22 protein-coding genes and 1 other RNA gene are annotated in these 25,213 nt (G+C 70.3%); 19 read left to right on the top strand and 4 right to left on the bottom strand.

Annotation, left to right across the window (positions count from 1 at the left end):
* Positions 1 to 60: 60 nt before the first annotated feature.
* Positions 61 to 3,297, top strand: coding sequence for a DEAD/DEAH box helicase (locus tag IW249_RS01205; RefSeq protein ID WP_196919098.1), 3,237 nt, complete (start codon positions 61 to 63; stop codon positions 3,295 to 3,297).
* Positions 3,298 to 3,373: 76 nt separating this feature from the next.
* Complete coding sequence (locus IW249_RS01200; protein WP_196919097.1) at positions 3,374 to 4,273, top strand: SWIM zinc finger family protein; 900 nt, start codon at positions 3,374 to 3,376, stop codon at positions 4,271 to 4,273.
* 4 nt (positions 4,274 to 4,277) lie between these two features.
* Here the strand turns inward: IW249_RS01200 and IW249_RS01195 are convergent, their stop codons facing one another.
* Entirely contained in the window at positions 4,278 to 4,535 is a 258-nt protein-coding gene (locus IW249_RS01195; RefSeq protein WP_091409372.1) for a DUF3040 domain-containing protein, read from the bottom strand.
* A gap of 432 nt (positions 4,536 to 4,967) precedes the next feature.
* Between IW249_RS01195 and IW249_RS01190 the strand changes: the two genes are divergently transcribed.
* From IW249_RS01190 to IW249_RS01170, 5 genes are read left to right on the top strand one after another with little or no spacing between them, the layout of a single operon-like run.
* On the top strand, positions 4,968 to 7,049 hold the full coding sequence (locus IW249_RS01190) for a DUF1800 domain-containing protein (RefSeq protein WP_196919095.1): 2,082 nt from the start codon (positions 4,968 to 4,970) through the stop codon (positions 7,047 to 7,049).
* A gap of 8 nt (positions 7,050 to 7,057) precedes the next feature.
* Complete coding sequence (locus IW249_RS01185) at positions 7,058 to 8,440, top strand: DUF1501 domain-containing protein (protein WP_196919094.1); 1,383 nt, start codon at positions 7,058 to 7,060, stop codon at positions 8,438 to 8,440.
* The gene (locus tag IW249_RS01180) at positions 8,437 to 9,855 is read left to right on the top strand and encodes a ferredoxin reductase family protein (protein ID WP_196919092.1); all 1,419 of its coding nucleotides are present in this window, start codon (positions 8,437 to 8,439) and stop codon (positions 9,853 to 9,855) included. Before IW249_RS01185 ends, IW249_RS01180 begins: the two co-directional genes overlap by 4 nt.
* Before the next feature lie 13 nt (positions 9,856 to 9,868).
* Positions 9,869 to 10,471 (top strand): FMN-binding protein, encoded by a 603-nt coding sequence (locus IW249_RS01175; protein ID WP_196919085.1) that lies wholly within the window; start codon positions 9,869 to 9,871, stop codon positions 10,469 to 10,471.
* Between the two features lie 49 nt (positions 10,472 to 10,520).
* Positions 10,521 to 11,243 carry an FAD:protein FMN transferase gene (locus IW249_RS01170; RefSeq protein WP_196924578.1) on the top strand — a complete coding sequence of 241 codons (723 nt, stop codon included), beginning with the start codon at positions 10,521 to 10,523 and terminating at the stop codon, positions 11,241 to 11,243.
* A 263-nt stretch (positions 11,244 to 11,506) separates the two neighbouring features.
* On the opposite strand, the gene IW249_RS01165 is transcribed toward IW249_RS01170, so the two are convergent.
* Complete coding sequence (locus IW249_RS01165) at positions 11,507 to 12,178, bottom strand: bifunctional DNA primase/polymerase (RefSeq protein ID WP_196924577.1); 672 nt, start codon at positions 12,176 to 12,178, stop codon at positions 11,507 to 11,509.
* 248 nt (positions 12,179 to 12,426) lie between these two features.
* Here IW249_RS01165 and IW249_RS01160 point away from each other — a divergent pair, with 248 nt between their 5' ends.
* The 7 genes from IW249_RS01160 (at position 12,427) to mctP (ending at position 19,139) form a co-directional block, all read left to right on the top strand.
* Complete coding sequence (locus IW249_RS01160) at positions 12,427 to 13,656, top strand: helix-turn-helix domain-containing protein (protein WP_196919084.1); 1,230 nt, start codon at positions 12,427 to 12,429, stop codon at positions 13,654 to 13,656.
* A 16-nt stretch (positions 13,657 to 13,672) separates the two neighbouring features.
* Positions 13,673 to 14,245, top strand: coding sequence for a flavoprotein (locus tag IW249_RS01155; RefSeq protein WP_196919082.1), 573 nt, complete (start codon positions 13,673 to 13,675; stop codon positions 14,243 to 14,245).
* Between the two features lie 118 nt (positions 14,246 to 14,363).
* The gene (locus IW249_RS01150; protein ID WP_372433022.1) at positions 14,364 to 15,200 is read left to right on the top strand and encodes a Nif3-like dinuclear metal center hexameric protein; all 837 of its coding nucleotides are present in this window, start codon (positions 14,364 to 14,366) and stop codon (positions 15,198 to 15,200) included.
* Positions 15,190 to 15,927: a zinc ribbon domain-containing protein gene (locus IW249_RS01145; RefSeq protein ID WP_196919074.1), complete on the top strand. Its 738-nt coding sequence runs from the start codon at positions 15,190 to 15,192 to the stop codon at positions 15,925 to 15,927. The genes IW249_RS01150 and IW249_RS01145 overlap by 11 nt, the downstream gene beginning before the upstream one ends.
* A 3-nt stretch (positions 15,928 to 15,930) precedes the next feature.
* Positions 15,931 to 17,094, top strand: a complete 1,164-nt coding sequence (locus IW249_RS01140) for a bifunctional RNase H/acid phosphatase (RefSeq protein WP_196919073.1) — start codon at positions 15,931 to 15,933, stop codon at positions 17,092 to 17,094.
* Positions 17,095 to 17,247: 153 nt separating this feature from the next.
* On the top strand, positions 17,248 to 17,490 hold the full coding sequence (locus IW249_RS01135; protein WP_196919071.1) for a DUF3311 domain-containing protein: 243 nt from the start codon (positions 17,248 to 17,250) through the stop codon (positions 17,488 to 17,490).
* Positions 17,490 to 19,139 (top strand): monocarboxylate uptake permease MctP, encoded by a 1,650-nt coding sequence (gene mctP / locus IW249_RS01130; RefSeq protein ID WP_196919069.1) that lies wholly within the window; start codon positions 17,490 to 17,492, stop codon positions 19,137 to 19,139. The genes IW249_RS01135 and mctP overlap by 1 nt, the downstream gene beginning before the upstream one ends.
* Positions 19,140 to 19,585: 446 nt before the next feature.
* Here the strand turns inward: mctP and IW249_RS01125 are convergent, their stop codons facing one another.
* Positions 19,586 to 20,047 (bottom strand): MarR family winged helix-turn-helix transcriptional regulator, encoded by a 462-nt coding sequence (locus IW249_RS01125; RefSeq protein WP_196919067.1) that lies wholly within the window; start codon positions 20,045 to 20,047, stop codon positions 19,586 to 19,588.
* 54 nt (positions 20,048 to 20,101) lie between these two features.
* Between IW249_RS01125 and IW249_RS01120 the strand changes: the two genes are divergently transcribed.
* A complete protein-coding gene (locus IW249_RS01120) occupies positions 20,102 to 21,334 on the top strand; it encodes an MFS transporter (RefSeq protein ID WP_196919065.1) in 1,233 nt (410 codons plus the stop codon).
* A gap of 110 nt (positions 21,335 to 21,444) precedes the next feature.
* Here the strand turns inward: IW249_RS01120 and IW249_RS01115 are convergent, their stop codons facing one another.
* Positions 21,445 to 22,206, bottom strand: a complete 762-nt coding sequence (locus IW249_RS01115) for a sulfite exporter TauE/SafE family protein (protein ID WP_196919064.1) — start codon at positions 22,204 to 22,206, stop codon at positions 21,445 to 21,447.
* A 127-nt stretch (positions 22,207 to 22,333) separates the two neighbouring features.
* Between IW249_RS01115 and rnpB the strand changes: the two genes are divergently transcribed.
* The 4 genes from rnpB (at position 22,334) to IW249_RS01095 (ending at position 25,176) form a co-directional block, all read left to right on the top strand.
* An RNA gene (gene rnpB / locus IW249_RS01110) (RNase P RNA component class A) lies at positions 22,334 to 22,749 on the top strand.
* Between the two features lie 300 nt (positions 22,750 to 23,049).
* A complete protein-coding gene (locus IW249_RS01105) occupies positions 23,050 to 23,532 on the top strand; it encodes a hypothetical protein (RefSeq protein ID WP_196919062.1) in 483 nt (160 codons plus the stop codon).
* Between the two features lie 195 nt (positions 23,533 to 23,727).
* Positions 23,728 to 24,000: a hypothetical protein gene (locus tag IW249_RS01100; RefSeq protein WP_196919061.1), complete on the top strand. Its 273-nt coding sequence runs from the start codon at positions 23,728 to 23,730 to the stop codon at positions 23,998 to 24,000.
* 45 nt (positions 24,001 to 24,045) lie between these two features.
* The gene (locus IW249_RS01095) at positions 24,046 to 25,176 is read left to right on the top strand and encodes a GTP pyrophosphokinase (protein ID WP_196919059.1); all 1,131 of its coding nucleotides are present in this window, start codon (positions 24,046 to 24,048) and stop codon (positions 25,174 to 25,176) included.
* Positions 25,177 to 25,213 lie beyond the last annotated feature (37 nt).

Raw genomic sequence — 25,213 nt, 5'->3', positions numbered from 1 at the left:
GCGTCGGTCCGGTCAGCGGGGCCGCCTATCCTGGGGGCGGGCGGCGACTAGGGGGAGCAGGTGCTGGTCATCCACGGGCTGTGGTTGCCCGGCGAGAGCTCGACCGGCGGCCTCGCCGTCTGGGCCGAGGACAGCACCGCACCGATTCCCGCTGCGCGTTCGGGCCGACCGGCCCGGGAACGCCAGCACCCCTTCGCCGCCGGGCACACCGACCTCGCCGCCGCCCTCGCCGACACCGCCGAGCCGACCCGGCCGGACACCGCGCTGCTCACCCTGCCCACCCTGGCGGGCGCGCCGACCGACTCACCCGAGCTGATCCGGGCCACCGTCGCACCCGCGGCCCGCGGCCGGCTCACAGTGGCCGGGTGGCGGGTCCCCATCCTGGTGTACGCCCCGGACGACGCCCTGTCGCTGCTACAAGCCCTGGACGACATCCCGGCGGTGCCCGGTGCCACCCTGCGGCACCTCGCCGAGCTGGCCGACTTCGCCGCCGACCTGGTGACCCGTGGCCGCGTCCTCCCCGGCGTGCGCACGACGACGGGCGACCAGCCGCCCGGCGGGGCCGCGATGTCGGGCGACCAGACGGCAGGCCGCCAGACGGCCGGCGCCGGCGTCACGGCGGCGTCGGGTGCTGCCGAGCAGGTGCCCGCGCAGGCGGTGTGGCGTCCGCTGCTGACCGGCACCGACGCCGCCTGGGCGCGGGCGCTGGCGCTGGCCCTGCCACCCGCCGCCCGAGCCGCAGTCCTGCCGCCCGCTACCGAGCTGACCGCCGCCGCGCTGGTCGCGGATGCGCTCGACGCGCTGACCGACGCCGCCGCGCGGGCTGCGCTGGCGACCACCACGCTGGCCCGAGGGCTGCGCCCGGGCGGCCCGGCACCGGCCTGGTTGGCCGCGCTCGCCGGCCCGCAGCGGGACTTCACCATCGACCCGGCCGGGTTGGCCGCCCTCGCCGCCGAACTGGACGCGTGGCAGCGCGACGCCGCCGGTGGCCCGGTGCGGGCCAGTTTCCGCCTGGTGGAACCGGCCCCCGACGAGGTCACCGAACCGATCCTGGCCACCCGGGCGGTGCCCGCCGACAGCGCGCCGGTGCCGGTGCCCGCCGAGAACGTGCCGGTGCCGGTCGGGTCGGCCGGCGGCGGGCGCTGGCGGCTGGAGTTCGGGTTGCAGGCCGCGGACGAGCCCGGCCTGCACGTCGACGCCGCGGAGATCTGGCGGGCGCCGCACACGCTCGGCGGCCTGGCCGGCCGGACCGCCAGCCCGCAGGAGACGCTCCTCGCCGAGCTGGGCCGGGCCAGCCGGCTCTGGCCGGACCTGGACGCCGCGCTGCGGACCGCCGCCCCGGAGGCGATGGAACTGGACGTCGAGGGGGCGCACCGGTTCCTCAGCGCGGGCGCCCCGGTGCTGCACGCTGCCGGTTTCGGGGTGCTGCTGCCGTCGTGGTGGCAGCGTCCGTCGGCGCGCCTGGGTGCTCGACTGAAGGCGCGCAGCCGTACCGCGCCGGGCACTGTGGGTGGCGCCGATGCCGGGGTCGGTCTGGACGCCCTGGTCGACTACCGCTGGGAGATCGCGCTCGGGGACCAGCCGCTCTCCGCCGAGGAGTTGGCAACGCTGGCCGAGATGAAGACCCCGCTGGTACGGCTGCGCGGCCGGTGGGTGGAACTGGACCCGGGGCGGCTCGCCGCCGGCCTCCGCCTGCTCCGCTCCTCGGGCGAGTTGACAGTCGCCGACCTGCTCCGGCTCGGGCTGGCCGACGGCGACGCCACCGGCGCGCTGCCGGTGCTGGAGGTGACAGCCGACGGGGCGCTGGGCGACCTGCTCGCCGGCGCGGTCGAGCGGCGGCTCACCCCGCTGGACCCGCCGCCGGGCTTTCAGGGAACGCTGCGGCCGTACCAGCAGCGCGGGCTGGCCTGGCTGGCCTTCCTGCGCTCGCTCGGCCTGGGTGGTGTGCTCGCCGACGACATGGGGCTGGGCAAGACTGTGCAACTGCTCGCGCTGCTCGCCGGGGACCCGCCGGAGGCCGGGCCGACCCTGCTGGTCTGTCCGATGTCGCTGGTCGGCAACTGGCAGCGGGAGGCGGCGCGGTTCACCCCGGGGCTGCGGGTGCACGTACACCATGGTGCCGAGCGGGCGCGGGGGGCGGAGTTCACAGCGGCCGCGCACGGCGCGGACCTGGTCCTCACCACCTACTCGGTGGCTGCCCGCGACGCCGCCGACCTGGCCGGCATCGACTGGCACCGGGTGGTGGTGGACGAGGCGCAGGCGATCAAGAACGCGTCGACCCGGCAGGCCGAGGCGGTTCGCGCGCTGCCCGCCCGGCAACGGGTGGCGGTGACCGGTACGCCGGTGGAGAACCGCCTCGCCGACCTCTGGTCGATCATGCAGTTCGCCAACCCGGGCCTGCTCGGGCCGGCCGCGACGTTCCGCAAGCGGTTCGCCGAGCCGATCGAGCGGCACGGCGACGCCGAGGCCGCGGAGCGGCTACGCCGGATCACCGGCCCGTTCGTGTTGCGCCGGCTCAAGACCGACTCGTCGATCATCTCGGACCTGCCGGAGAAGCTGGAGATGGAGGTGCTCTGCAACCTCACCGCCGAGCAGGCCGCGCTGTACCGGGTGGTGGTCGACGACATGCTCGCCCGGATCGAGACCAGCGACGGCATCGAGCGTCGCGGCCTGGTGCTGGCCACCATGACCCGGCTCAAGCAGGTCTGCAACCACCCCGCCCAGCTGCTGCGCGACGGCTCGCCGCTGGAGGGCCGCTCCGGAAAGCTGGCCCGGCTCACCGAGATCCTGGAGGAGGTGTTGGCGGCGGGGGAGCGGGCGCTGCTCTTCACCCAGTACGCCGAGTTCGGTGCGATGTTGCGCGGTCACCTGTCGGCGCGGTTCGGCCGGGAGGTGCTGTTCCTGCACGGTGGTCTCGGCAAGGCCGAGCGGGACGCCCTGGTGCAGCGTTTCCAGTCGGCGGAGGGTCCGCCGCTGTTCGTCCTGTCACTCAAGGCCGGCGGCACCGGGTTGACCCTGACCGCCGCGAACCACGTCGTGCACGTGGACCGGTGGTGGAACCCGGCGGTCGAGGACCAGGCCACCGACCGGGCGTTCCGGATCGGGCAGCGCCGACGTGTGCAGGTCCGCAAGTTCGTCTGCGCCGGCACGGTCGAGGAGAAGGTGGCCGCGCTGATCGCCGACAAGCGCAGCCTCGCCGAGCGGGTGGTCGGCACCGGCGAACAGTGGATCACCGAGCTGTCCACCGGCCAGCTGCGGGACCTGTTCGCCCTGGAAGCCGGCGCGGTGGTGGAGTGAGCGAGCGGAGCGAGCGAACCATCAGGCACAGCAGCGTTCTGTCGCACGTCGGCGCGGAGCGCAGCGGAGCGCTGGCGTGAGCACGGACCGGTTCGCCGACTACGGACGTCCGCGTCGGGTCGACGGGGGCCTGCGGGCGCGCAGCGCCCGGGGCGCGATCGGCCGGTCCTGGTGGTCGCGGCGTTTCCTGGAGGTGTTGGAGTCGTTCGCGCTCGGCACCCGGCTGACCCGGGGCCGGTCGTACGCGAGGGCCGGTCAGGTGCTCACCCTCGACATCGGACCCGGGCGGGTCAGCGCGGTGGTGCAGGGTTCCCGGCCGCAGCCGTACCAGGTGTCGATCGCGCTGGAGCCGTTCCCGGCGGCGCTCTGGTCCCGAATCGAGGACGAGCTGGCCGGGCAGGCGTTCTTCAGCGCCCGGCTGCTCGCCGGGGACCTCCCCGACGAGTTGGAGGAGCTGTTCGCCGCCGTCGGCGCGCCGCTCTTCCCGACCGCCGTGGACGAGTTGACCCAGCGCTGCAACTGCCCCGACTTCGCGGTGCCGTGCAAGCACCTCGCGGCGACGTTCTACCTGTTGGCCGAGGCGTTCGACGCCGACCCGTTCGAGCTGCTGCACTGGCGCGGCCGGTCCCGCGCGGAGTTGCTCGACGCACTCCGCGCCCGGCGGGCCGCGACCACCGGTGCCGCCCTGCCAGCCGACCCACCGTCCGAACCGGATGGTGTCGTGTCGACAGTGGAGTCCCCGGCGCCGGTCGGCGCCGCCCGCGCGCTCGCCGGGCTGTCGGCGACGCCGCTGGCGGAGACGGCGGATCGCTTCTGGTCGGCGCCGGTGCCGCTGCCGGATCGGCCGCCCCGACTGGTGACCGGCACCGACCTGCTGCTGCGCCAGCTCGGCGCCCCGGCCCCGGCCATCGGTGGGCCGGGACTGCTCGAACGGTTGCGACGCGCGTACCGGGCGTTCGGCCCGGCCGACCGGTGAGCCGTCACGTCCACCGGCGGCGGAACCGCCACATGATCGCCGCGTTGGCCACCAGCACCACCGCGCAGATCGCGCCGGTCAGTCGACCGGCGAACACGGCTATCGCCGGCAGCGACGCCCACAGCACGATGGTCAACAACATCAGATAGCGGCCCCTGCGGGCCCGGGCCCGATGGTCCAGCCGGTTGAAGAAGGCCGGGTCACTTTCCCGGAGCTGACGGGTGATCTGGTCGAATCTGCGCTGATCCTCTTTGCTGAGCATGGCGCTGCCTTCCCCTCACGCGTTCAGCGGTTCGGCGGCATACCCGCTGCGGTGGCGGCTCACGCTCACCCGCTGTTGCTACTTTTCCTCCACGCGAGCGCGCTTCACGTCCGGCTTACCTGAACCTTAAGTTTGCCTGTGGTGGTGAACGGTGCCGAAAGTGTCGGGTACGGCGGTGTGGTCCGGTCCGTGCACGGCTGCCGCGCGTACGCCCTGCTGGGAAGGTCTGCGAACCGGTACGCCCCACCGCGCGCCGCCGCTGTCGCACTGAGCGCTGTCTTAAGTGCCCTCACGAGTGGGTTCCGGCCGCCTTGAAGGGCCCTGGGGCCTTGGTTACCTTGCCGTAGCAACCCCCCTCAGGCAACAGTCGCCGCACCTGCCGCACCTGCCCGGTAGCAGCTTTCGGCGCTCATCAGAAATCGGGATTGGTACATGGCCGACCAGAATGTGCCACCACGTCGACCGCGGGACGACCGCGGTTGGGACGGACATCAGCACCCCAGCGCTGACGGCTACGGCGACCCCCACCCGCCCGCGCCCTACGGCTACGACTCGCCCAACCCCTACCAGGGCGGCTACGCCGCGCAGGCCGACCCGCGTGAGCAGTACGCCGGGCAGCCCGCGCCCGCCCCGCGGGGTCCGCAGTGGGTCGGCCCGGAGGGCCTGGGCCGCCCGGCCCCGGCGCGACCGGCCGGCACCGGACTGCCCACCCTCGACGATGACGACGAGTCGGGCCGCAAGGTCGGCCGACGTAAGGCGATGGTGGCCCTCGGCGGTACCGCCGCCGTCGTCGCCGGTGGCGCGGCGCTCGCCATGACCCCGCAGATCCGTGGCCTCTTCGGCGACGAGGCGGCGGCTGGCGACGCGACCGGCAGCACGGTGACCGATGGCACCGCGGCGCGGCCCAGCGGCCAGCAGCCCAGCACTGTGCGTACCTACACCGAGCAGAACGAGAGCTACATGGGCTCCCGGGCCGGTGAGGCGCTGAAGAAGAACGCGCCCGCCGGTGGGCGGACCTTCTCCGGCCCCGCCGCCGCCGCGGCGGCGACCAAGGTGACAGTGAAGACGGTGCTGTCCAAGGACCCGATCCTGCACCTGGCCCGGCGCGCCACCTTCGGCGTGACGCCCGGGGTGGTCGCCGACATCAAGCGCGAGGGCATGGACGCCTGGATCCGCGCCCAGCTGGACCCGGACAAGTTGGAGCCGAGCAAGGGTGAGCTGAAGCTCGCCGAGCTGCCGACCCAGAAGCTCTCCGTGCAGCAGCTGCGCGACCAGCGGGACAACCTCAACGAGCAGGGCGCCAACCCGGAGCGGGAGATGGTCGACGCGACCATCGCCCGGCAGATCTGGTCCAAGCGCCAGCTGTTCGAGGTGATGGTCGACTTCTGGAACGACTTCCTGCACGTCGCGGCGGACTTCGACGGCGGCGAGGTGTACCGCAACTCGTTCGACCAGGACGTCGTGCGCAAGCACGCGCTGGGCAGCTACCCGGAGATGCTGATCGCCGCGAACAAGCACCCGGCGCTGCTGATCTACCTGAACCAGAAGGACTCCCGCAAGGACGCGATCAACGAGAACCTCGCCCGGGAGAACCTCGAGCTCTACTCGGTCGGCGTCGACGGCGGTTACAAGGAGCCGGACGTCCGGCAGGCCGCCATGTTGCAGACCGGCCGCGGTGTCGACGACAAGGGCAAGTACGTCTTCCGCCCCGAGCAGCACTACGTCGGCAAGGTGAAGATCCTCGGCTTCACCCACGCGAACAACTCGGCCGACCCGAAGAAGGCCGAAGCGGCGATCGACGCGTACATCACCTACATCGCGACGCACCCGTCGACAGCGAAGTACGTGGCGCAGAGCCTCGCCACCCGGTTTGTCTCGGACACCCCGCCGAAGTCCCTCGTGGACCGGCTGGCCAAGACGTACACCACCAACAAGGGCATGATCAAGCCGGTCCTGATGACGCTGTTCTGCTCCTCGGAGTTCTGGGCCGGTGTGGGCCAGAAGGTGCGTCGGCCGATGGAGTACCTGGTCGCCACGTACCGCGCCCTCGGCGTCTCGCCGGAGGCGTCGCCGAAGCACAACAACGGCGACAGCAAGCGCACCGCGTACGCCCGTGGGCTGCGCCAGATCCACGACAAGATGCGCGAGCTGGGCCAGTACCCGATGGGCCAGCCCACTCCGGACGGCTACCCGGACGTCTACGTCGCCTGGACCTCGGCCGGTGCCATGGTCAACGGCTGGAACGAGGCGGGCGAGATCCTCGCCGGCTACCGCACCACCTTCACGTACACGGCGCCGGAGAAGCTGGTCGCCAAGCCGCCGGCGACGGCCGGGGCGTACGTGGACGCGCTCTCCCAGCGGCTGGTGGGCCAGAAGTTGAGCACGCGGGAGAAGAACCTCATCCTCGGCGTGGCCGGTGTGGCGGCGACCGCCAAGGTCGACGCCACGTTCAACGGGGCCATCACCGCCGTCGCGCGGGCGATCCTCGCTTCCCCCCAGCACCACCTCCGGTGAGGCACCCGATGGAGAAGACTGTGTACAACTCTTTCCCCCTGCACCCCGAATGCCCCGACGTGCGACGGCTGGCCGACAACCCGGCCGAGGCGTTGCTGCGCGCCGAGGCGGACATCGTCGCCGCCGAGAACGCCGCCGAGTTCGACAGGTACCGCACCCTGGAGAACCTGGAGGAAGCCCAGCAGGACGGGCGGGGCGTGACCCGGCGGACCTTCGTCGCCGGTGCCGCGGCCACCGCCACCGCGCTGGCCACCGCCCAGTTCGTCACCACCTCGGCGTCGTTCGCGGCGACCAAGACCGGCACCCTGATCCACGTCTTCCTCTACGGCGGGCTGGACGGGCTGAGCCTTGTCGCGCCGGACAACGACCCGACGCTCAACAAGGCCCGCCCCGACCTGCTGCTCGGCAACGACTCGCTGGCCCTGGGCCGCGGCTTCAAGATGACCAGCGCGTTCAAGCCGCTGGAGAAGTGGCTCTCGGCCGGGCAGCTGGGCTTCATCCCGGCGGTCTCCGACGAGCGGCTGTCCCGCAGCCACTTCCAGGCCGCGGACGCCTGCAACCTGGGCGGCCTGCCCAACGAGACCGGCGGCCGGGGTTGGCTCGACGGTCTGGTCGACAACCTGGGCAAGGGCACCGCGTTCCGCAGCGTCGGCGTCGGCAGCACGCTGCCCCGCTCGCTGGTCGGCAACAACGGCGCACTCTCGCTGAACAGCGTCGGCTCCCTGCGCCTCAACGGTGACGAGCGGTTCCGCGCCGCCACCGAGAAGGCCATCAAGGGGCTCTTCACCGGGATCAACCACCCGGTCGAGGAGGCCGTGCAGGAGGGCATGGGCGCGCTGGCCACCGCCCAGAAGCTCGCCGCGAAGCCGTACCAGCCCGCCGAGGGCGTCAAGTACGAGGGCGTCGGCAACGCCTTCCAGCAACTCGCCCAGTTGATCAAGGGCGGCGCCAACGTGCGGGTCGCCACTGTCGGTATGGGCGGCTACGACACCCACGAGAACCAGGGCACCCGCGAGGGCGGCCAGCTGTACCGCCGGCTGAACGAGCTGGCCAGCGCGATGGCCGCCTTCTTCACCGACCTCGGCCCGAAGGCCGCCGACGTGACGATCATGGTGTCCAGCGAGTTCGGCCGTCGGGTCGGCTCCAACACCGGCGGCACCGACCACGGGCACGGCGGCGTTGTCACGGTGCTCTCCGGCAAGAAGCTGGCCGGTTCGCTGCTCGGCACCTGGAACGGCCTGGACAAGCTGGACTCCGGTGACGTGCCGGAGTACAACAACATGTTCAACGTCTACGGCGCGGTGGCGCAGGGCCGGTTCGGGCTCACCAACGCGGAGGTCGACAAGGTCTTCCCCCGCCAGAAGTACGCCCCGATGAAGCTGTACGCGTGACGTATTCGCACACCCACGCCGCCGGCCGTCGTACCGGGACCTCGTCCCGGCACGGCGGCCGGTCGGCTGCGCCCGTACCCCCGCAGATCCCGGACCGGCGCGGGCCCGGCGGCCGACGGCTGCTGGGCGTGCTGCTCCTGGTCGGCCTGCTCGCCAGCGTGCTGCCCTGGTGGCTGGGCACCCCCGCCGGATCGCTGCGGACCACAGCGGCCACCGTCACCGCGGCGGGCCGGATCACGGGCCTGGTCGCCGGCTACCTGCTGCTGGTGCAGGTGCTGATGATGAGCCGACTGCCGGTGCTGGAACGGTGGATCGGCGGCGAGCAGACGGCCCGCTGGCACCGGGACATCGGTGCCACCCTGCTGGTCACCGTGCTGGCGCACATGTCGCTGATCCTCGTCGGCTACGCCGACCTGCGTAAGCAGTCGGTCCTCGCCGAGGTCGGCACGTTGCTCGGCGACTACGAGGACATGGTCTCGGCGTTCGTCGCCACCGGCATCATGATGCTTGTCGGGTTCAGCAGCATCCGGGCGATCCGGCGGGCGTTGCCGTACGAGATGTGGCACCTGCTGCACCTGTCCAGCTACCTGGTCCTACTGCTCGGCTTCGGCCACCAGTTCACCCACGGCGCGCAGCTGTACCGGCCCGGCCCGGTGCGAACCGGCTGGATCGCGCTGTACCTGCTGGTGGTCGCCGCCCTGCTCTGGGGTCGTGTGATCGCGCCGCTGGTGTTCAACCTGCGCTACAAGCTGCGGGTCGCCGACGTGGTCGCCGAGAGCCCCGACACCATCTCCATCTATCTCACGGGTGAGCGGCTCGGCCGGCTGGCGATGCTCGGCGGCCAACACTTCCGCTGGCGGTTCCTCACCCGGGGCTGCTGGTGGCAGTCGCACCCGTTCTCCGTCTCCGCCGCGGCCAACGGCCGCTGGCTGCGGGTCACCGTCAAGGTGGTCGGCACCCACACCGCCGACCTGCGCGACCTGGAACCGGGCACCCGGGTCTGGGCCGAAGGCCCGTCGGGCACCTTCACCGCCGCGCACCGGCTCCGCGAGCGGGCGCTGCTGATCGCCGGCGGCAGCGGCATCACGCCGATCCGGGCCATGCTGGAGGAGTTGCCGCCGGGCGCGGCGCTGATCTACCGGGCCCGGACACCGGCCGACGTGCTGCTCAGCCGCGAGTTGGACTGGCTGGCCCAGGAACGCGACACCTCCGTCTGGTACGTCATCGGCTCCCGCGACGACCCCGGCCCCCGCCAACTGATGAGCCCGGACGGGTTGCGGCAACTGGTGCCCGACGTGGCGCGGCGCGACGTCTACCTGTGCGGGCCACCCGGTTTGGTGGAACAGTCGGTGCGGGCGCTGCGGCGGGCCGGCGTGCCCCGACGGCAGATCCACCTGGCCACGTTCGAGCTGTAGGAAGGGCATCCCCATGCGTCGCGCGCTCCTCGCGATCACCGGCCTGGCCGCCAGCACCACCGCGCTTGTGGTGTTCAAGGGCTCGCCGAGCACCAGCCAGGTCGCCCAGAACCTGCCGACCGCCCAGCCGGTCAACCCCTCCGGGCCGGGCACCGATCCCGGCACCGCAGCGGGTGCGCCGGGCACCGACCCGGCGGGCGCAGCGCCGACGTCGTCGGGAAGCGCCAAGCCGTCAACGTCGCCCAAGCCCGGCAAGACCACCGCCCGCCCGTCGGGCACCAGGACGACGAAGGCCCCCAGCGCTCCGCGGACCACCACCAAGGCGCCCCAGTCGACCACCCGCCGGGTCACCGGCAACGGCTTCCAGAACGAGTACGGGTACGTGCAGGTGCAGATTGTCGTCTCGGGTAACCGGATCGTCGAGGCCGTCGCGCTGTCGCTGCCCAGCGGCGGTGAGTCCGACATCCACAGTGGCGACGTCCGCAACTCCTACGACGGCAGTGGCGGCCAGGTGGTGCAGAAGCAGAACGCCAGCCTCAACACCGTCTCCGGGGCCACCGAGACCAGCAACTCCTACAAGCAGTCGCTGCGGTCCGCCATCGAGCAGGCATTCTGACGTGCGGGCCACGCTGACCCGACCCGGGCTGTGCCGGGTCGAACAGATCATGGGTACGACGATCACCCTGGACCTCGCCGACGACCTGCCACCGGCGACGCTGCGCCAGTTGGCGGACGAGGTCTTCGCCTGGATGCACGAGGTGGACGCGCGATTCAGCACCTACAAGCCGGACAGCGAGGTGTGCCGCTTCGACAGGGGTGAGGTGCTGCTCTCCGAGGCGTCCGCGGACCTGCGGTACGTGCTGGAGACCTGCGCCGACCTGTGGGGCGCCACCGACGGATTCTTCGACGCGTACGCCACCGGTCGACTCGACCCGTCCGGCTTCGTCAAGGGCTGGGCCGCTCAGATCGCCTCGGACCGCCTGGTCGCCGCCGGTGCCGTCAACCACTGCGTGAACGCCGGCGGCGACGTACGGGTGCGGGGTTTGTCGCCGTCCGGGGAGCCGTGGCGCATCGGCATCCGGCACCCGTGGGACGCGATGGCGGCCTGCCTGGTGCTCACCGGGACCGACCTGGCCGTGGCCACGTCCGGCGTCTACGAGCGGGGACGGCACGTGCTGGACCCGCGCCGGGGCGCGCCGGCCAGTGGGCTGCGCTCGGTGACTGTGGTCGGCACCGACCTTGGGGTGGCCGACGCGTACGCCACCGCCGCCCTCGCCATGGGCACCCCCGGCCTCAACTGGCTGAACCGCCTGGACGACCACACCCACGCGGCGATAACCGACAACGCCCGCCAGTACCACTCAGTCGCCCTCCCGCTGACCGACTAGCGGAGGGGGCGGTGGGTGCCGGCTGGGCGGGAGCCGGTGGGGCGTGGGCGGCCGGGGCGGGAGCCGGACGGTCGGGTGCCGGCCCACCGGCGTCCTGGGTGGCTGCGCCGGGGCGGCTCGGTGCCGCCGGGGTGAGGCGCTCTGTCGTTGCTGGACATCGTTCCCCCGTTCGTGGCGCGCGTTCGCACCGTCCCCCTGTCAACGAGGACCGGCGCCTCGGCGACGCTGTCGGGCACCGGATCGAATCGTCGATCCGGCCGCTTTCACATGCCTCGCCGGGGCAGCGGCAGGTGACCGGGGAGCAGGTCGGGGGCGAGCGTCACCCCGGTGGCCCGCAGCGCCCCGATCAACGTGTTCTGTACGAGGTAGGAATCCGGCAGCTGCCAGCGCGCCTGCTCGGGGGCGACCGCCCAGCGGACCGTGCCCTCCGGCAGCCGGGTGGGCGGCGCGGGGATCCACGAGCCCGGCCCGTGCCGGACCACGTGGAAGCAGTGCTCCAACTCCGGTCGGAGCGGATCGCCGGGGCGGACCAGGAACATCCACCTCCCGGTGGGCGTGACAAGCACCGGCCCGCGTACGCCGGTGCCGGCCGGGTGGATCTGGACCGCATCGAGCACGTGCCGGCCGAGGTGGGCGGGCACCTCCAGCACGTCGAAGGCCCGGCCGGTGGGCAGCAGCACCCCGTGCGGTCGGCTCCGCCACCAGGTCGCCACCCGGGCCGGGTCGGCGCTGGCGGCCATTTCCCAGTTCTCCAGGGCGGGGTGGCAGCCCACTGTGGGACAGCCGGCCCGGCCGCAGACGAAGCGGCTGCGGGCCAGACAGGCACCCGGGGTGACCTCCCAGCCGTGTACGGCGTACCGGATGGCGACCCGGCGCAGCCGGACGCGTTCCAGCGGCGACAGTTCGGCGACGCGTGGTCCGACATTCCCCCACATGTGTGCCAACTCCTCTCGTCGGGCCCGGCGTTCGCCAGGTCGCATGTCGAGCACCGTCACTGCCGTAACCCACGATCGTTGAGGTTGACGAACGGCTCGTGCAACTTGCACGAAAAGTACGAGGACCAGCTGTACGGCTGACGTACATCCTGTGCGACCAGGCAAAACCTGAAAGTGAACAGAAGTCGCCGCACCCGCGGACATCGCCCCGACTCGATTGGTCGTCGGTGGCAGGGGAGGATGGGGAGATGGACGAGCTACCCATAGGACGGCGAGTTGCCTACTGGCGGGGGCGACGCAAGATGTCGCAGCAGGTCTTCGCGGACCGGCTGGGCAAGTCCAAGAGCTGGGTGGACAAGGTCGAACGCGGCGTCCGCCGGTTGGACAAGTTCTCCGTCCTCTACGAGATCGCCGACATCCTCCAGATGGATGTGCAGCTGCTCATGGGCAAGGATCCGGAGCGGCGCGCCGACGCCCTCAACTGCATCGACCAGGTCGAGGTGCAGGAGATCCGGGCGGCGCTGGAACGCTACGACTCGATGAGCGCGTATTTCGACGCGGCGCCGTACCCGCCGCCGATGGACGACATGCGCAAGGCCGTCAACCACGCCTGGCTCACCTACCAGTACGGCCGCTACGGGATGCTCACCCGGGCGCTGCCGAAGCTGCTGCGCGACGCCCAGGCGGCCGACGCCGCCTACGGCGGTGACCGGGCCGCCGAGGCGGCCCACCTGCTCGGGCAGGTCTACCAGATCGCCTCCTCCGTGCTGCGCAAGCTCGGCGAGTGCGAGCTCGCCTGGTTGGCCGCCGACCGGTCCATGGCGGTGGCCCAGCGGGCCGACGACCCGCTGCTGGCCGGGATCGCCACCACCCGGGTGTGCAACGCCCTGGTCGCGATGGGGCGGGCCCGTCCCGCGCTGGAGCTGAACGTCCAGATCGCCAACCGACTGGCACCGGGTGGGAGCAACGAGGTCTCCCCGGCCCGGCTCTCCGTCTACGGGATGCTGCTGCTCCAGGGCGCGATGGCAGCGTCCCGCATCGGCGACTCGGCCAGCGTCGACGACCTGATCAACTGCGCGCAGGAGGCCGCCACCCTGCTCGGCGGCGACCACAACCACTACTGGACGTCGTTCGGTCCGACCAATGTCGAACTGCACCGGGCCGCCGCCGCGGTGGAGCTGGGCGACGGGGGGCGGGCCGTGGAGGTGCACCAGCTGCGCATCGCGGAGCCCTCGTTCAACGCGCTGCTGCCCGAGCGTCGCGCCCACCACCTGCTCGACATCGCCCGCGGGTACGCCCAGCTGGGTGACGTGGCGAACGCCGGCGAGATGCTGCTGCTCGGTGATCGGCTCGCTCCGTCGGAGATCCGCTGCCGGCCGATCGCGCACGAGGTGATGTCCGACATCCTCCGTCGCACACGTGGTGCGCCGCCTTCTCCGGTAGCGGAGTTGGCTGAGCACATGGGAGTAGGGGTATGAGCGCGGAGCCGGTGTGATGGCCGGTGCAGCGCGCAACAGCGGGCGCCGCGAGGTGCTCTACGTCATCGCCTGCGGTTCGCCGCTGGCCCGGCACGTCGGCCGTCTGGTCGACCTGGCCCAACAGGACGGTTGGGACGTCTGCGTGGTCACCACGCCGGACGGCGCGAAGTTCATCGACCAGCCGGCCCTGATCCGGCAGACCGGCCACCCGGTGCGGACGCACTACAAGAATCCCGGTGACCCGGACGTGTTGCCGCCCGCCGACGCCATGATCGTCTGCCCGGCCACCGTCAACACCGTCAACAAGTGGGCGGCCGGGATCACCGACACCCTGGCGCTCGGGTTGTTGGTCGAGGCCCAGGGCAAGGGTGTCCCCATCGTCGCGGTGCCGTACACCAACGCGGCGATGGCCTGCCATCCGGCGTTCCGTGCCGGGGTGGCCCGGCTGGCCGAGTGGGGCGTCACTGTGCTCTTCGGCGACGATGTGATCGCCCTGCATCCACCCGGAACGGGGGAACAGCACACGCACACCTTCCCCTGGGCGATGCCGCTGGCGGCGTTGCAGACCGTCTCCTGGAGCGCCGCGTAGCGCCTCCGGCAGACCTCCCGCGCGACGTGGCCGGGCCGGGTGTGACCGCCCGGTGGCCTCCACGCCGGTAAGCTGGCCCGCCGTGAGCACAAGCGGATCCGCTTCCACTGTCAGCGACGTGGTGGCCGAGCTGGAACGGCGCTTTCCGCCAGTCTGGGCGGAAGAGTGGGACCGGGTGGGCCTGGTGCTCGGCGAGCCGGCCGCCCCGGTCCGCCGGGTGCTCTGCGTGGTCGACGTGGTGCCCGAAACCGTCGACGAAGCCCTCGCCGCCGACGCGGACATGATCGTCGCGCATCATCCGCTGCTGCTGCGCGGGGTGTCGTCGGTTGCGGCGACGACCTTCAAGGGGCGGATCATCCACCGGTTGATCCGGGCCGGGGTGGCGCTCTACGCGGCACACACCAACGCCGACGTGGCCTCCCCGGGCGTCTCCGACGCCCTCGCCGCCCGCTTCGGGCTCACCGACCTCCGCCCGCTCCAGCGGCCCGTGCCCGGTTCGCCCGCCCACGGCGACGACAGGGGTTTCGGCCGGATCGGCGAGCTGCCCCAGCCGATGACTCTCGCCGAACTGACCCGGCACGCCGCCTCGGTGCTCCCCGTCACGTCCTGGGGAGTTCGCGCGGCGGGGGATCCCGGGCGTATGGTTCGTACCCTCGCCGTCAGCGGCGGGTCGGGGGACAGCTTCCTCGGCGCCGCGACCGCCGCCGGGGTGGACGCGTTCCTCACCGCCGACCTGCGGCACCACCCGGCCGGCGAGCACCTCGCCGCCGATGGTCCCGCCCTGATCGACGCCGCCCACTGGGCGACCGAACGACCGTGGCTGGACGACCTGGCCGCCTTCCTCCGGGAGGCGCTGGACGTCGAGACGCTGGTGTCCGACCTGGACACCGACCCGTGGACCGTGCACGCCGCCGCACCCGTTGTGGACGACAAGGAGCCCGACCGTGAAGGCTGACCCTCAGGTGCAGCGCCGCCTGCTCGACCTCCAGGCGATCGACACCAACCTCGCCCAGCTCGCCCACCGTCGGCGGTCGCTGCCTGAGCGGGCCGAGCTGGAGTCGCTGGCCCGGGAGTTGTCGTCGATGGAGGACGAGCGGGTCCGCGCCCAGGTGGCGGTGGACGACCTGGACCGGGACATCGCCCGGTTGGAGAAGGACGTCGAGCAGGTCCGGGCCCGCAAGGAGAAGGACGAGAACCGGCTGGCCGCCGGCACCGGCCCGGCCCGAGAGCTGGAGGCGCTCCAGCATGAGCTGGTCTCGCTGAAGCGCCGCCAGGGCGACCTTGAGGACGCCGAGCTGGAGCTGATGGAGCAGCGGGAAACCGCGCAGGGCGTCCTGGACGGCGTGGAGCAGCGACTGGCCGAGACCCGGGACAAGCGGGCCGCGACCGAGCAGCGCCGCGACGAAGCGCTGGCCGAGATCGCCAAGGAGGAGGAGTTCAAGCGGGGGGCCCGTCAGCCGCTCGCCGCCGACCTCCCGAGCGACCTGGTCAACCTCTACGACAAGATCCGCGAGGACACCGGGTTGGGTGCCGCGCTGCTCACCGCGGGCCGCTGCGGCGGGTGCCGCCTGGACCTGTCCGGCGCCGACCTGGCCCGGATCCGCAAGGCCGCCCCCGACGACGTGGTCCGCTGCGAGGACTGCCGACGGATCATGGTCCGTACCAACGAGTCGGGCCTGTAGGTCGTGGCGCCACGCGTGGTCTCCATCGAGGCCGACGGTGGGTCCCGGGGCAATCCCGGCCCGGCCGGCTACGGCGCGGTGGTCCGCGACCCGGAGACCGGTGAGGTGCTCGCCGAGCGATCCGAGTCGCTCGGCACGGCCACCAACAACGTCGCCGAGTACCAGGGCCTGATCGCCGGGCTGACCGCCGCCGCCGAACTCGGCGCCGCCGAGGTGGACGTCCGGATGGACTCCAAGCTGGTGGTCGAGCAGATGTGCGGCCGGTGGCAGATCAAGCACCCCGGCCTGCGGCCCCTCGCCGCCCAGGCCGCCGCGCTGGTGGGTCGGTTCAGCGCGGTCCGGTTCAGCTGGATCCCACGCGAGCAGAACCGGCACGCCGACGCCCTCGCCAACGCCGCCATGGACGCAGCCGCTGGTCGTCCCCCGGCGACCGCGGCCCCCGCCCGTCCCGCGGCGGCAGGCACCGAGCAGCCCGCGGGGACACCCGCGACCGGCAGCGACCCGGCCACCGCGCCGGCCTCCTGGGAGCCACGGCCGACCTTCACCGCCACCCGGCTCATCCTGGTCCGGCACGGCGAGACCCCGTACACCGAGCAGAAGCGCTACTCCGGGCGCGGCGACGTGCCGCTCTCCGAGCGCGGCCGGGCCCAGGCCCGGGCCACCGCCGCCCGGGTGGCCGAGCTGGCGCCGTCCGTCGCGGCCGTGCTCAGCTCACCGTTGTCCCGGTGTACGGCCACCGCGGCGTCGATCGCCGGGGCGCTCGGTGACGTGCCGGTCCGCACCGAGGACGACCTGATCGAGTGCGACTTCGGCCAGTGGGAGGGGCGCACCTTCGCCGAGGTGCGCCAGCAGTGGCCGGGGGAGATGGACGCCTGGCTCGCCTCACCCCGGATCGCGCCGCCGGGCGGGGAGTCGTTCACCCACGTCGCCGAACGCGCGCACCGCGTCATCTCCGGGCTGCTCACCGCGTACCCCGGTGAGACAGTGGTGGTCGTCTCGCACGTCTCGCCGATCAAGCTGGTGCTGCGCGACGCCCTCGCGGCCGGTGACGGCTTCCTGCACCGGCTCTTCCTGGACGCGGCCGGCATCTCGGTGCTCGACATGTGGCCCGACGGCGGCGTGGCCGTGCGCACCGTCAACGACACCGCCCACCTCTCCGCTCTCTGAGCCGTTCACCCTTCGGCTGGTTGGGCGCGCCGTTCGGCGCACCCGGTCGGCCGTTGGGCGCAGCACCTCCCAGGCGGGCACAGTGACCGCCGTCACAGAGTCGTAGCCTCCGGCCGTTACAGCCAATGCCTCGACTCCCCGGAGGTGTGTCAGATGACTGCACCCGAACCGGAGGCGCCCACCACGGCGCCGTCCAGGGCGAAGGACCACAGCCCCTGGAACTGGTTGCTCTTCATCCCCATCGTGGTGCCGCTGATCCCGGCGTTCTTCAATGGCGACTCGCCCCGGGTCTTCGGCTTCCCACGCTTCTACTGGCTGCAACTGGCCTTCATCCTGCTCGGCGTCGGCACCACCACGTTGGTCTACCAGATGACGAAGAAGCGGGGTGGTTCCTGATGTGGCGTGACCATCTCACCGAAATCATCGTCTTCTCCGTGCTGTTCCTCCTGGTCAGCGTGATGGGCTTCGTGGCCGCCCGGTGGCGGGCACCGAAGGACATGGCGCACCTGGACGAGTGGGGGCTGGGCGGGCGCAGCTTCGGCGGCTGGATCACCTGGTTCCTGGTCGGCGGTGACCTCTACACCGCGTACACCTTCGTGGCGGTGCCGGCGTTGATGTTCGGTGCCGGCGCGGCCGGGTTCTTCGCCGTGCCGTACACCATCGTCATCTACCCGCTGGTCTTCCTGGTGCTGGTGCGGCTCTGGTCGGTGTCGCACCGGCACGGGTTCGTCACGCCGGCCGACTTCGTCCGCAACCGGTTCGACTCGCCGGTGCTGGCGCTGCTGATCGCGATCACCGGCATCGTCGCCACCATGCCGTACATCGCGTTGCAGCTCGTCGGCATCGAGGCGGTGCTCAAGACGATGGGCGTCACCGGCGACAACGCACTGGCCCGACACCTGCCGATCATCATCGCGTTCGCCATCCTGGCCGCCTACACGTACCAGTCGGGGTTGCGCGCGCCCGCGCTGATCGCGTTCGTCAAGGACAGCCTGATCTACATCGTGATCCTGGTGGCGGTCGTCTACCTGCCGTACAAGCTGGGCGGCTGGGGTGACATCTTCGCCGCCGCCGACGCGAAGTTCGACGCCTCACCCAACCCGAACGACGGCATCCTGCTCAACGGCAACAACCAGCTTCAGTACGTGACGCTGGCCCTCGGCTCGGCGTTGGCGCTGTTCCTCTACCCGCACAGCATCACCGGTGTGCTGGCCAGCAGGAACCGCGACGTGATCAAGCGGAACATGTCGGCGCTGCCCGCGTACAGCCTGCTGCTCGGGTTGATCGCGCTGCTCGGCTACATGGCCATCGCGGCCGGTGTGAAGCCGCTGCCCGGCAACTCGGCCGGCTCGGTGGACAACAACACCATCGTCCCGCTGCTGTTCGACCAGCAGTTCCCGGACTGGTTCGCCGGTGTCGCGTACGCGGCGATCGGCATCGGCGCGCTGGTGCCCGCGGCGATCATGTCGATCGCGGCGGCGAACCTGTTCACCCGCAACATCTACAAGGAGTACCTGAAGCGGGACGCCTCCCCGGCCCAGGAGGCGAACGTCTCGAAGATCACCTCACTGGTGGTGAAGGTCGGCGCGGTGGCCTGCATCGTCTTCCTCGACCCGCAGTTCTCCATCGACCTCCAGCTGATCGGTGGCGTGATCATCCTGCAGACGCTGCCGGCGGTGGCGCTGGGCCTCTACACCCGCTGGTTCCACCGCACCGGCCTGATCGTCGGCTGGGTAGCCGGCATGGGGTTGGGCATGTGGATGCTCTACCAGGTGGCCAGCCCGACCCGGAAGCACTTCGGCGGCTCGGCGTTCCCGCTGTCGGAGTTCGGGTTCGACACCACCCGGACGATCTACGTCGGCATCGTCGCGGTGGCGGTCAACCTGGCCGTGGCGGCGCTGGTGACGCTCGTTTTGCGGGCCGCGAAGGTCGAGGAAGGGGCCGACGGCACCGAGCCGGACGACTACTTCGCCGACGAGGGCGACCCCCGGGTCACCCCGGGCACCGACCGCGACGCCGACTCGGCCCGCGAGCCGGTCGCCTGACCTCAGGTACGAACGCCCGGGTGCCGACGTGGGTCGGTGCCCGGGCGTCCGAGAGGTGGAGGGCCTGCTCAGCTTCTACGAAGCGAGGCTTTCGGAGCGAGGGATCCGGCGGCCGTACTGATCCGACAGCCATCGACGGCAGTTGGCCGCACCAACCCGCACGGTCGTCGTCGTGGGGCGGACGCCCCGACCAGCGTGATGACTCACAGGCATCATGATGCCTGCGAGTCATCAACCTGTCCCGCGCTGTCCTCGCCTCCTCGCCTCCTCGCCTCCTCGCGCCCCGCGTCCCCCGCGTCGATCTTGCAGTTATGGTGCCCGGCCGGTGGTGATTCACGCTGTTTGTCCCCCACCACAAGTGCAAGATCGACGAGGCGGGTTGGGGTAGGGCGCGGCGGGTGGGGTGGGGTGGGGTGGGTGGGAGTGGGAGTGGGAGTGGGGTGGGGTTAGCGGGGGCGGTTGCGGTTTATCAGGGCCTGGTTCAGGCGGGCTAGGAGGGCTGCCAGCATGGCTCGGTCCTCGCCACTCCAGTCGGCCAGCATGTCGCCGTAGAGCCGGGTGCGGGCGGCCTGGACGACGGCCATCCGTTGTAGGCCGGCCGGGGTGGGGGAGATGACAGTGCCGCGGCCGTCGGACGGGTCCGGGGTGCGGGTGATCAGGCCGTCGCGCTGAAGCGCTGACACCTGCCGGGTGACCGTCGAGCCGTCCAGGTTGAGCCGGGCGGCGAGCGCCGAGACGTTCTGCGGGCCGGCGTCGGCCAGGTGGCGCAGGATGACGTACGCCGCGCGGTCCAGGACCCGGTGCTCGGCGGTGCCGGTGGCCCGCCGGGTGGCCTCGCCGAAGCGCATCAGCAGGGCCACCTCGGTCTCGATCCGGCCGAGGGTGCTCTCGTCATGGTCGTCGCTCATAGCTGTATGATACAGAATAAGTACCTGTACGATACAGCTACCTGAGGAGTCGGAGTGGATCGGCGTTCCGAACCGAACCGCAGTGCCATCTACGCCACCACGCTGGTGGCATTCCTCGCCATCGCCGGCATCGCCGTCGTCGACCCGATCCTGCCCGCCATCGGCGAGGCGATCGGGGTCACCGCCTGGCAGGTCGAGCTGCTGTTCACCGCGTACATCGCGGTCATGGCCCTTGGCATGATCCCGGCGACCCTCGCGAGCGGCCGGTTCGGCTTCAAGCCGGTGCTCATCACCGGCGTCTCCGTGGTCGGCCTCGCCGCGATCCTCGCCTCGTTCAGCGACAACATCGTCCAGTTGTCCGTGCTGCGCGGCGTCTGGGGGCTGGGCAACGCGATGTTCTTCGCCACCGCCATGGTGGTGCTGGTCAACCTGGCCGTCGACCGGGAATGGGTGGTGGGCCTCTTCGAGACCGCACTCGGTCTCGGGTTCGCCGTCGGACCGCTGATCGGTGGCCTGCTCGGTGAGGTCAGCTGGCGGCTGCCGTTCTTCGTCTGCGGCGTCTTCATGGTCCTCGCCCTCGGCGTGGCCTCCCGCAAACTCCGCGAACCCACCAACCGGCAGGCCCCGGTACGCGTCGGCCAGATCTTCGCCACCTACCGCCGGCCCGCGTTCATCGCCCTCTGCGTGGTCACCGCCGCGTACAACTTCGTGTTCTTCGTGGTGCTCGGCTACACGCCGCTCTTCCTCGGCCTGGACGTCATCCCGTTGGGGCTCGCCTTCACCGGCTGGGGGCTCGGCCTGGCCGCCGGCATCATGGTGATCGGTCACCGGCTGGCCCACCGCATCGGCGCGGTACAGACCGTCGGCGTGGCCATCGCCGGCCTCCTGGCCTGCATGGTCCTCTTCGCCACCTCCAGCAGCACCGCCGAGGCGCTCGTGGTCCTGGTGCTCGCCGGACTCTGCATGGGGCTCGCCAACGCCAACCTCACCGACCTGGCGCTCGGCCTCGGCTCCAGCGACCGGCGCGTCGCCAGCGGCGCGTTCAATCTGGTCCGCTGGGGTGCCGCCGCGCCGGCGCCGATCATCTCCGGCAAGCTCGCCGAGCAGTCGCTGTCGCTGCCGTTCTGGGTCGGCTTCGGGGTGCTCGCCGTCGGCGTGCTGGTCTACCTGGCCTTCGCACACGTGATGGCCGCCGGCTACGGCGAGCGGGTGCTCTGGTCCCGTTGGAATCGCGCCGCCGCGGAGACCGAACACACCGCCGAGGAGCCGGTAGGCGAGGCCTACTGACCACGGCCCCTGCTCCCAAGATCCGCGCAGTTTCGGGGAAACTGCTGCCTCGCCGCCGGTTGAGGCAGCACTTTCCCCGAAGTTGCGTGGATCTTGGCCTCGGGCGCCCGTCAGTTCAGGGCGCGCCAGAGCAGGTAGAGGCCGATCGTCGTACCGAACACCACGATCACCGTCTTGAGCACCACCGACGGCAGCCGACGGACCAGCCGGGCGCCCGCGTACCCCCCAATCAGGGTGGCCGGCGCGACCACCGCGACGGCCGCCCAGTTCAAGGGGCCGAACAGGGCGAACACCACGAGCGTCGTCAACCCCACCACCGCGGAGAGCAGATTCTTGATCGCGCTCACCCGGGCCAGTGTCGCGTCCAGCACCAGGGCCAGCCCGGCCACCAGCATCACCCCGAGCGCCGCACCGAAGTAACCGCCGTACACGGCGCCGAGCCCGACCATCGCCTGCACCGTGACCGTCCGCCGGCGTGGCGACAGGTCCCGGGGGTGACCGACGAGCCGGCGCAGCGGGTCCTGGAAGGCCAGGACCGCTGTCGCGCCGAGGACCAGAAAGGGTACGACCAGCTCGAACGCGCGGGCCGGAGTGGCCAACAGCAGCAACGCCCCGAGAATCGTGCCGACGATGGTGGTAGGCACCAGCGTGGCCAGCGCGCGGGGACGCGGCAGGTCCTGCCGGCTGCCCGCCACGCTGGCCAGGTACCCGGGGAAGACCGCGACGGAGTTGCTGACGTTCGCCGGAACCGGGGGCAACCCGATCGCGATCATCGCCGGAAAGGTGATCAGCGAACCACCACCGGCCACCGCGTTGACAGTGCCAGCGGCGAGACCGGCGGCGAGCAGCAGCGCGGCGTGGGAGAGATCCATAGCCCCACGAGGCTAGCCGTTGCCCTACGGCACGCATTCGCCGGATCGTTCTTGAGCTGCGCGATCTTGCTCGGGCGGGGCGGCAATACCGGCAGCACGCTCGTCGTTAGGATGAGAGCGCGACGGACGAGTCGACCGGGCGGCCGCGTCGGCGGGCTTCGGCCCGCCGCCGAGGAACGTCCGGACTCCACAGGGCAGGGTGGTTGTTAACGGCAACCCGGGGCGACCCGCGGGAAAGTGCCACAGAAAACAGACCGCCGACCCCAACGGGGACGGTAAGGGTGAAACGGTGGGGTAAGAGCCCACCAGCACCCCGGGTGACCGGGGTGGCTCGGTAAACCCCACCCGGAGCAAGGCCAAGCAAGGGCCGTCACCGCAAGATGACGACCCGGCGCAGACGCTTGAGGGCTGCCCGCCCGATGTCTGCGGGTAGGCCGCTGGAGCCTGCCGGCAACGGCAGGCCGAGATGGATGGCCGCCGCCGGCGCAAACCCCTCAGGGTACGCGCCGCGCACAGAATCCGGCGTACAGGTCGACTCGTCCGTCGCCCACCAGGCCAGCCGCCCGTAAGGGTTGGCTGACCTGGCATTTCTTCGGGTGCTGTTGGTCGTCGTCGGTCGTCATTGGTCGGTGCTCGACGGCCCAGTAACGGCCCCAGACGGCCCAGCGACGGCCAGTAGGAGCGGCCTCCGGTGGGCTGTCATTGACTTCTTGCAACCACATGGCATCTTGCCCAGTGGAGGTGGCTGTGGCGCAGTGGTGGGAGCTGGCTATACCTGGAGCAGGCGCGGTCGTTGCGGGTCTGGTAGGTGCCTTGATTCAGTCAAGGTCGTCTGTTCGGGTTTTGAAGCAGCAGCAGCAGGCTGAACAGGAACGAGCCGTAGCTCTACAGCTCCGGGAGGACGATCGCCGATGGGTAGAGCAGCGCAAATCGCTTTACACCGCAACGCTGGCAGCGTTCACAGAGTGGGTGCGCGACGTCCGTGATTGGGGCGGCACACCATTCCCTGGGGAGTCAGCGGAGGAAGCTCATCGAAACTACCTCGCCCGCAGAACCTTTCACTACCGGCAGGCAGCGAACCAACTGGATCCCGTGATGATGGAGGTAGAGCTGCTGGCTGGCCAATCGGTGCAAGGAGCCGCCGAAGCGCTCTACGCACAGCTTATTGCAGTCGAGGCGGTGCGCGTAGGCGACGAACCTCCAACGGGTTCCACGATGCTGGCCGAAGTCGAGCGGCGGTTCGAGGCACTCAAGGTAGCGATGAGGGCTGACCTGGGTGTAGCTGAGTCCAGAGCGGTAGAAGTCAGGCACGAGAGCCGTACCTAACGCCAAGTGCTTACGCTGCCTCCTTGCTGCGCTTCACGGTGCCACTACCCTCTCGGGTTGGCTATGCCTTGCACCTGGTCAGACGTCGTCACCAGTGAAGCCAGTCGCATACCACCGGCAACGCCGCCCCCGCGCCGGGCCGAACCTTGGCAAGCTGGGCGACGACACTATCCCCCGGCAGGCAGGAGGATCCCGGTGACCCCGACCCGTGACTACGACGACGAGCCCATGACCGACGACGAGCTGCAAGACGCCGCCATGCACATCGCCGACCAGTTCAGCGACCACGACCGCCGGTTCCTCGCGCTCATGAGCCCCCAAGACCGGGCCGGCCACGAGCGGGCCCTGTGGATGCTTTACCACTGGAACGTTGATCATTCCGCGCATGATCCGGATCATGCTCTTGCGCCCTCAGGCAAGATACAAGCAGTCCCTGCTCACACTCCTCAGTTGACTTTTGTCAGATAATGGCGCACTACCCACTCTCGACATTGATGCGGGTATCGTGCTGCCATGATCGTTCATGAGGTCGAGGGCGTCTCCTCCGAGAAGGCATCTGAACTGCTCCGGCAGTACATGTCCGAACGACACAGATATGTTGATTTTGCTTCCTCGATGGAACGCCTCCTTGGCCAACTCTTGAGTTACGCAAACAACCATGTCGAGATCAATGCGCGCGCCAAGGATCCGGAGAGTTTGCAGAAAAAGCTATCCGTTAAGAGTTACGACAGCTTGCAGCTCATACCGGACCTCGCCGGAATTCGGATTGTTACCAGCTATACTTCCGACCTACGAGCCATCTGCGCAATAATTAGGTCTGAATTCGACGTGATCGAAGAGGTGCCCCACGGATTTGGGAAACCAGACGCGTTTGGCTACGCGAGTCAGCACATGATTGTGCGACTAAAGGGCAACCGGTCAACCTTGGCCGAATGGATCACAATGGCGGACCTTAATTGTGAAATCCAGGTACGCACTATCATGCAGCACGCCTGGGCATCGATTAGCCATGCCCTAGACTACAAGACAGACCAAGAAATCCCAGATGAAGTAAGGCGAAAGTTGCACCAAGTGGCTGCCCTAATCGAGGTAAGTGACAGCCTATTCGATTCTTTCCGAGCGGACGTAGAGGCCCTGCGGGAGCACTATGCCACCGTTTCTTCAGTCGAAGAGTGGAAGCTTCTACCCGTTAACCACGACGCTCTTGAGGCAACGTTGGGCAACATTTCGATTGCCGGGATTGCGGCTAAGATTGAGTCGTTGCATGCACCCGTGAACGAACCGAGGGATTTCGGGAGCCTTGACGCCAGCCAAAAAGGTGCTGTTTCAATCGATATCTCATCAATCGCAGAGCACGCAGGCCTTCTGGGGATTAAGACTATCGGAGAACTAGATGCTGCGCTAAATCAACCCCGCGCCATCCAGGTCTGGGCAGACTTTCTCCCGAGCTACGCGAAGGCGAGGGCGAAAAGGGGCAAAGAATTTCCAATTTACCCCTTGAGGCACGAGTTCGTGATTGCACTAACATTAAGGATGCTTTACAACCGTGAGGCAAAGCAGGGCGGTAGTCGGGCGGCGCAAAAGCCTTCGGCAGATTCGACGACAGTCGCCCAGCAGAGAAGAAAGCCGACCGCTAAGAACTAGTTCAACGGCGCCGCCATCCCGTCTGCCTGTCCCGTCA

The organism is Micromonospora vinacea, assembly GCF_015751785.1.
Taxonomy (GTDB): domain Bacteria; phylum Actinomycetota; class Actinomycetes; order Mycobacteriales; family Micromonosporaceae; genus Micromonospora; species Micromonospora vinacea.
The sequence above is the reverse complement of the archived record's forward strand: the minus strand, read 5'-3'. Positions and strand labels throughout refer to the sequence as shown.

Bases quoted from the DNA above. Each gene is read 5' to 3' on its own strand.
- IW249_RS01160 (WP_196919084.1), top strand. From the start codon at position 12,427: ATGGACGAGCTACCCATAGGACGGCGAGTTGCCTACTGGCGGGGGCGA.
- IW249_RS01195 (WP_091409372.1), bottom strand. From the start codon at position 4,535: ATGCTCAGCAAAGAGGATCAGCGCAGATTCGACCAGATCACCCGTCAG.
- IW249_RS01125 (WP_196919067.1), bottom strand. From the start codon at position 20,047: ATGAGCGACGACCATGACGAGAGCACCCTCGGCCGGATCGAGACCGAG.
- IW249_RS01185 (WP_196919094.1), top strand. From the start codon at position 7,058: ATGGAGAAGACTGTGTACAACTCTTTCCCCCTGCACCCCGAATGCCCC.
- IW249_RS01170 (WP_196924578.1), top strand. From the start codon at position 10,521: ATGGGTACGACGATCACCCTGGACCTCGCCGACGACCTGCCACCGGCG.
- IW249_RS01115 (WP_196919064.1), bottom strand. From the start codon at position 22,206: ATGGATCTCTCCCACGCCGCGCTGCTGCTCGCCGCCGGTCTCGCCGCT.
- IW249_RS01190 (WP_196919095.1), top strand. From the start codon at position 4,968: ATGGCCGACCAGAATGTGCCACCACGTCGACCGCGGGACGACCGCGGT.
- IW249_RS01165 (WP_196924577.1), bottom strand. From the start codon at position 12,178: ATGTGGGGGAATGTCGGACCACGCGTCGCCGAACTGTCGCCGCTGGAA.
- IW249_RS01175 (WP_196919085.1), top strand. From the start codon at position 9,869: ATGCGTCGCGCGCTCCTCGCGATCACCGGCCTGGCCGCCAGCACCACC.
- IW249_RS01095 (WP_196919059.1), top strand. From the start codon at position 24,046: ATGATCGTTCATGAGGTCGAGGGCGTCTCCTCCGAGAAGGCATCTGAA.
- IW249_RS01155 (WP_196919082.1), top strand. From the start codon at position 13,673: ATGGCCGGTGCAGCGCGCAACAGCGGGCGCCGCGAGGTGCTCTACGTC.
- IW249_RS01135 (WP_196919071.1), top strand. From the start codon at position 17,248: ATGACTGCACCCGAACCGGAGGCGCCCACCACGGCGCCGTCCAGGGCG.
- mctP (WP_196919069.1), top strand. From the start codon at position 17,490: ATGTGGCGTGACCATCTCACCGAAATCATCGTCTTCTCCGTGCTGTTC.